We start from the raw sequence: 6346 nt of genomic DNA, 5'->3' as shown, positions 1-6346 counted from the left end.
TGTCGTCCTCCTCCCCCGCCCCCGGTTCCACCCCCTCCGGTCGCTCCCCGATAGCCGGGACGGCGCCCGCCGCCGCCCCGCTGTCCCTGTGCGCCCGCGAGCCGCGCGTCCCCGCGGACCGCCTGGTCGCCGAGATGGTGCCGCCGCCCCGCTTCGACTCGGTCCGTTTCAGCACGTACATCCCGGACCCGAACCAGCCCAGCCAGAGCGAGGCCGTACGCGTCCTGGAGGACTTCGCGACCGGACTCGACGGGGCTCCAGCCGCCACCGGCAGGCGCGGCCTCTTCGGTCTCGGCCTCGGCCTCGGCAGGAGCAAGACCCCGAAGCCCCCAGCCGGCCCCCGCGGCGTCTACCTCGACGGCGGCTACGGCGTCGGCAAGACCCACCTGCTGGCCTCCCTGTGGCACGCCACCCCCGCCGAGCCCTCCCGCAAGGCGTTCGGCACCTTCGTGGAGCTGACCAACCTCGTCGGCGCCCTCGGCTTCCAGCAGACCGTGCAGACGCTCTCCGGGCACCGTCTCCTGTGCATCGACGAGTTCGAGCTCGACGACCCCGGCGACACCGTCCTCGTCTCCAGCCTGCTGGCCCGGCTCGTCGAGGCGGGCGTGGCGCTCGCCGCCACCTCCAACACGCTGCCGGGCAAGCTCGGCGAGGGCCGCTTCGCGGCGGCCGACTTCCTGCGCGAGATCCAGGGTCTGTCCGCCCACTTCCGCGCCCTGCGCATCGACGGCGAGGACTACCGCCACCGCGGTCTGCCCGAGGCGCCGGCGCCCTACTCCGATGAACAGGTGACCCGCGCGGCCCAGGCGACCGGGGGTGCCTCCCTGGACGACTTCCCCGCGCTCCTCGACCACCTCGCACGCGTCCACCCCAGCCGCTACGGCGCCCTGACCGACGGCCTCTCGGCCGTGTGCCTCACCGGGGTGCGCCCGGTGCCGGACCAGTCGACGGCGCTGCGCCTCGTGGTGCTCGCGGACCGGCTCTACGACCGTGAGGTGCCCGTCCTGGCCTCCGGACTGCCGTTCGACCGGCTCTTCAGCGAGGAGATGCTGAAGGGCGGGTACCGCAAGAAGTACTTCCGGGCGATCTCCCGGCTCACCGCGCTGGCCCGGGACGCGGCGCGGCTCGTCGACACGCCCTGAGAGCGTCCGGAACGGTCTGTTCCCGCCAACTCACCCGCGAATTTCAGGCTCTCTTCAGCTCGTAACGCTACGTTAACCCTGCAAAGCTCTTTGCAGGGTTAACGTGTTTCTTGACCGCGCATTGACCATGCGTTGGTGTTGCATTGACCTTGCACTGACCGCGTGTCGGCACATGCCAGTGGCGTGAACCGCCTGGAGGGGGGCGTATGTTGCGAGGCACGACGGCCCGGACCGTGGTTCCGCTCCTCGCCGCCGTCCTGATCGCCCTGGCGGTCTTCGCACCCAGCGCACCCTTCGCATCCGCGCATACGAGCCGTGATGCCGTGGCCAATGCCCATCCCGGAACCACCCCCGCCGGCATGGCTCTGCACGACGAGATCGTCACCTGCCACGACGCGGGCCGGTCCGCGAACCCGAACGGTTCCCCGCGCGTCCGCGACCGGCACCGCGCCACCCCGACGCCGCAGCCCGACGCTCCGGAACGCCCGATCCTGCGGGAGCGGGGCTCGGCGGTGCCCGAACCCGCCCTGTCCGGCCGTGCGACCGGCCACCGGCCGAGACCGGCGGCGGACCACTCCCCGGCGGCACTTCAGGTCTTCCGCTGCTGAGGGACCGGAACATCCCCACCTCTGTCCTGCCCATCCGACGCGCCCCCACAGCGCGCCAGGAGGAATCACCGCATCATGCAGCCCCTCATCGACAACGCCCGCACGTACGGACAGCGCTCTGAGGAGTTCGCCGGGCACGCCCAAGGCCAGTCGCCCGAAGTCCTGTTCATCACCTGCTCCGACTCCCGCGTCGTACCGGCCCTGATCACGGGCGCCGGGCCCGGCCGGCTCTTCGAGCTGCGCACCGCGGGCAACATCGTCCCGCCCTACGGCGCCGAGCGCCCCTCCGGCGAGGCGGCCACCATCGAGTACGCCGTGGAAGTGCTCGGCGTCAGCGACATCGTGGTCTGCGGTCACTCGCACTGCGGCGCCGTCGGCGCGCTGGTACGCGGCGACGACCTGAGCGCCGTACCCGCCGTGCGCGACTGGCTGACGCACGCCGCGGACGAGCCGAAGCCCTGCGACCCCGCCGACCCCACGGTCGCCGAGGCCGTGCAGCACCACGTCCTGGCGCAACTGCTGCGACTGCGCTCCTACCCCTGTGTCGAGCGGCGGCTGACGGACGGCCGGCTGCGGATGCACGGCTGGTACTACGAGGTCCACACCGGGGTCGTACGCGAACACCACGCGGACACCGACACGTTCGAGACCCTGTGAGCGCCGGCATGAACGCCATATCCGAGAACCCGCGGTCCGGGAACCCGCGATCCGAGAATTCCCGATCCGAGGACTCCCGGAAGTTCCCCCATCTGCGGCAGGACTTCACCGCATCGCTCGTCGTCTTCCTGGTCGCCCTCCCACTGTGCGTGGGCGTCGCCGTGGCCTCCGGTGTCCCGGCCGAACTCGGCCTCGTCACGGGCATCGTGGGCGGTCTCGTCACCGGCTTCCTGCCGGGCAGCAGCCTTCAGGTGTCCGGTCCGGCCGCGGGCCTGACGGTGCTGGTCTTCGGAGCGGTCGACGAGTACGGGCTGCCCGCGCTCGGCGTGATCGTGCTGGCCGCCGGTCTGATCCAGCTCGCGATGGGCGCCCTGAAGCTGGGGCGCTGGTTCCGGGCGATCTCCCTCTCGGTCGTCGAGGGCATGCTGGCCGGCATCGGCCTGGTGCTCATCGCCGGCCAGCTGTACTCGGCGGCCGGTCTCGACGCCCCCGCCTCCGGCCTCGGCAAGATCACCGGGCTGCCCGGAGCCGCCGTCGACGCGCTGGGCAGCAGCGAGGCGCTCATCTCGCTCGCCCTCGGCGCGGGCACCGTCGCGGTGACGGTGCTGTGGAAGCGGCTGCCGAAGCAGGTGCGGACCGTGCCGGGCGCGCTCGCCGCGGTCGGCCTGGCCACGGCGGTTACGGCGGTCTTCGGACTGTCGGTGGCGACCGTCAAGGTGAGCGGCCTGCTGGACGTGATCCAGCCGCCCGGTGCCGACGCCTTCGGCGAGCTGGCGAGCGTGGGCATCCTCGGCACGATCGTCGCCTTCACCCTGATCGCCTCGGCGGAGAGCCTGTTCAGCGCCGCGGCGGTGGACCGGCTGCACAACGGCCCGCGCACCGAGTACAACAAGGAGCTGATGGCGCAGGGCGCGGGCAACACCGTGTGCGGCCTGCTCGGCGCGCTCCCGATGACCGCCGTCATCGTGCGCAGCTCCACCAACGTGGGCGCGGGCGCGCGCACCAAGGCGTCCCGGGTACTGCACGGCGTGTGGCTGCTGCTGTTCGCCGCGCTGCTGCCGTCCGTCCTGGCCCTGATCCCGCTGCCCGCGCTGGCGGGCATCCTGGTCCACGCGGGCTGGAAGCTGATCCCGTTCCGCGGCATCGTGTCACTGTGGCGGGGACACCGGGGCGAGGCGCTCATCCTGGTGGTCACGGCCGTGTCGATCGTCGCGATCAACATGTTCGAGGGCGTGCTGATCGGCCTGGCGCTGTCCGTGGTCAAGACCGCCTGGGAGGCTTCCCACCTCAAGCTGGAGGTCGTCGACAAGGGCGCCGGCCCCGTCCAGGCGCACCTGTCGGGCAACGCGACCTTCCTGCGACTGCCGAAGATCCTGGAGAGCCTGGAGGCGCTGCCGCAGGACCGCCCGGTCGAGCTGGACCTGTCCGGGCTGCACCACCTGGACCACGCCTGCCGCACCGCGCTGGAGAACTGGGCCGAGCGGCACAGCGCCACCGGCACGGACCCGGTGAAGGTCACCGAACCGGCGACGGCGGCCGTGTAGCCCCGTCGATGCGCGGAGGCCCGGTCCGGGGCATGGCCTCGGACCGGGCTTCCGGCATATCGTGACAGGAGTAGGCGAAACGGCCCTCTGCGCGAGGAGGTCGCCATGCTCCAGGAGCTGCTGACCGCGGCTGCCGCCGCCGGAAGCGCCGGGGTGCTGTACATCGCGTCGGCGGCGCGGATCGTCAAGCAGTACGAGCGCGGGGTCGTCCTCCGGCTCGGCCGGCTCGCCGGCGAGGTGCGGCAACCCGGCTTCACCATGATCGTCCCGGTGGTGGACCGGCTGCACAAGGTCAACATGCAGATCGTGACGATGCCGGTGCCCGCCCAGGAGGGCATCACCCGGGACAACGTGACCGTCCGCGTGGACGCGGTCGTCTACTTCAAGGTGGTCGACGCCGCCTACGCGCTCATCCGCGTCGAGGACTACAAGTTCGCCGTGTCCCAGATGGCCCAGACGTCGCTGCGGTCCATCATCGGCAAGAGCGACCTGGACGACCTGCTGTCCAACCGGGAGAAGCTGAACCAGGGCCTGGAGCTGATGATCGACAGCCCGGCCGTCGGCTGGGGCGTGCAGATCGACCGCGTCGAGATCAAGGACGTGTCGCTGCCCGAGACCATGAAGCGCTCGATGGCCCGGCAGGCCGAGGCCGACCGCGAGCGGCGGGCCCGGGTCATCAACGCCGACGCCGAGCGGCAGGCGTCCAAGGTGCTCGCCGAGGCGGCGCGGGAGATGTCTCAGACGCCGGCCGCGCTGCAACTGCGGCTGCTGCAGACGGTGGTGGCGGTGGCCGCGGAGAAGAACTCGACACTGGTGCTGCCCTTCCCGGTGGAGCTGCTGCGGTTCCTGGAGAACCCGCAGCGGGCGCCGCTGGACCAGACCCCGGAACGGCCGGCCGGCATGTGACGCGTGTAGCGCGCGTGGTTCCCGGGAAACGTGCCAGGTGATAGACACGGCGGGGTCACAATCCTGTCCGCCAGCAGGAAGGCCGCCCCATGTCCAGTTCGCGACACGACCCGACGTCAGGTACTCGCCCGCACCGGCGCACTCGGCGCGGGCATCGCCTTCACCGGAGCCCTCTCCGAGCTCTTCGCCGGCACCGCCGCCGCGCAGCCCCTGGGCCACACCGGCTACGGCCCGCTGATCCCCGACCCCGACGGCCTGCTCGACCTGCCCAGAGGCTTCCGCTACCGGGTCCTGTCGCGCGAGGGCGACGAGCTGCGCTCCGGCGAGGGCCCGGTCCCGTCCAACCACGACGGCATGGCGGCCTTCGCCGGGCGTTCCCGGGGCCGCCACGGCGGCGTGCACCTCGTGCGCAACCACGAGAACCGCGCCAACGGCAAGGTCCCCGTCCCCACGGTGAAGGGTCTGACGTACGACCCGGAGGGCAAGGGCGGCTGTACGGCCCTCACCCTGGACTCCCGCAACCACGTCCGCGACGAGCGGGTCGCGATCGCCGGCACGGCGGTGAACTGCGCGGGCGGCCCCACCCCCTGGCACACCTGGCTGACCTGCGAGGAGACCGAGGACAAGGCCGGCACCAACGGCTACACCAAGGACCACGGCTTCATCTTCGAGGTCGACCCCGTCGATCCGCACCGCACCGGTGCGGTGCCGCTGACCGCGATGGGCCGCTTCCAGCACGAGGCGATCGCCGTGGATCCGCGGCGGGGCGTCGTGTACGAGACGGAGGACGCGTTCGAGCGGCCGTTCGGTCTCTTCTACCGGTTCCTGCCCGAGAAACCGCTGGGCGGCACGGGCTCGCTGCGGGCCGGCGGCCGGCTCCAGGCGATGCGCGTGCCGGGCGTGCCCGACCTGTCCTCGATCCAGGAGACGGGCGCCTGCTTCGACGGCATCGAGTGGGTGGACGTACCCGACCCGCTGGCCGTCGAGACTCCCATCCGGCACCAGGACTTCGGCCGGCGCGGCATCACGCACGCGCAGAAGCTGGAGGGCTGCTACTGGGGCGGGCGCAGCGTCTACTTCGTGTCGTCCTTCGCCCACAGCGACGAGGGCTCGGCGGGCGACCACTACGGCCAGATCTGGCGCTACGACCCCGAGCGGCGCCGGCTGACCCTGGTGATCGTCTTCGGTCCGGACACCGACGTGCAGCTCCCCGGCGAGTCCCCCGACAACATCTGCCTGGCCCCCAGCGGCGGCCTCATGGTCTGCGAGGACGGCGACGGCGCCCAGCACGTCTACGGCGTGACCAGGCGCGGCGAGGTGTACGCGATGGCCCGCGGCGCCCAGAACATCGGGACGCCGGAGGAACCGCAGTGGGGCGAGTTCGCCGGGGTCACCTTCTCCCCCGACGGCGACACGATGTACGTCAACTGCTACACGCCCGGGACCACGTTCGCGGTGACGGGCCCCTGGCGCGGGTAGGCGCGGGCGA

General features: G+C 71.9%; 6 protein-coding genes. All 6 read left to right on the top strand.

The genetic code is table 11. From position 1 onward, the window contains the following. The first annotated feature begins 80 nt into the window (after positions 1–80). The 6 genes from zapE to EBH09_RS28355 all read left to right on the top strand — a co-directional run bounded on the left by zapE (position 81) and on the right by EBH09_RS28355 (position 6336). The gene (gene zapE, locus EBH09_RS28380; RefSeq protein ID WP_121751047.1) at positions 81–1142 is read left to right on the top strand and encodes a cell division protein ZapE; all 1062 of its coding nucleotides are present in this window, start codon (positions 81–83) and stop codon (positions 1140–1142) included. 206 nt (positions 1143–1348) lie between these two features. Continuing rightward, positions 1349–1750: a hypothetical protein gene (locus EBH09_RS28375; RefSeq protein WP_121749782.1), complete on the top strand. Its 402-nt coding sequence runs from the start codon at positions 1349–1351 to the stop codon at positions 1748–1750. Between the two features lie 75 nt (positions 1751–1825). Then, positions 1826–2407 carry a carbonic anhydrase gene (locus EBH09_RS28370; RefSeq protein ID WP_121749781.1) on the top strand — a complete coding sequence of 194 codons (582 nt, stop codon included), beginning with the start codon at positions 1826–1828 and terminating at the stop codon, positions 2405–2407. 8 nt (positions 2408–2415) lie between these two features. Then, positions 2416–3951, top strand: a complete 1536-nt coding sequence (locus EBH09_RS28365; RefSeq protein ID WP_121751046.1) for a SulP family inorganic anion transporter — start codon at positions 2416–2418, stop codon at positions 3949–3951. Between the two features lie 105 nt (positions 3952–4056). Continuing rightward, complete coding sequence (locus tag EBH09_RS28360; protein WP_121749780.1) at positions 4057–4857, top strand: slipin family protein; 801 nt, start codon at positions 4057–4059, stop codon at positions 4855–4857. Positions 4858–4920: 63 nt separating this feature from the next. Beyond that, positions 4921–6336 carry a PhoX family protein gene (locus EBH09_RS28355; RefSeq protein ID WP_121751045.1) on the top strand — a complete coding sequence of 472 codons (1416 nt, stop codon included), beginning with the start codon at positions 4921–4923 and terminating at the stop codon, positions 6334–6336. The last annotated feature ends 10 nt before the right edge of the window (positions 6337–6346 follow it).

Origin of the sequence: Streptomyces sp. E2N166 (assembly GCF_003671715.1) — a bacterium.
Classification (GTDB): domain Bacteria; phylum Actinomycetota; class Actinomycetes; order Streptomycetales; family Streptomycetaceae; genus Streptomyces; species Streptomyces thinghirensis.
This window is presented reverse-complemented; position numbering and strand designations above follow the sequence as displayed.

Excerpts from the sequence above, each read along its gene's own strand:
- EBH09_RS28365 (WP_121751046.1), top strand. The coding sequence starts at position 2,416 with ATGAACGCCATATCCGAGAACCCGCGGTCCGGGAACCCGCGATCCGAG.
- EBH09_RS28370 (WP_121749781.1), top strand. The coding sequence starts at position 1,826 with ATGCAGCCCCTCATCGACAACGCCCGCACGTACGGACAGCGCTCTGAG.
- EBH09_RS28375 (WP_121749782.1), top strand. The coding sequence starts at position 1,349 with ATGTTGCGAGGCACGACGGCCCGGACCGTGGTTCCGCTCCTCGCCGCC.
- EBH09_RS28360 (WP_121749780.1), top strand. The coding sequence starts at position 4,057 with ATGCTCCAGGAGCTGCTGACCGCGGCTGCCGCCGCCGGAAGCGCCGGG.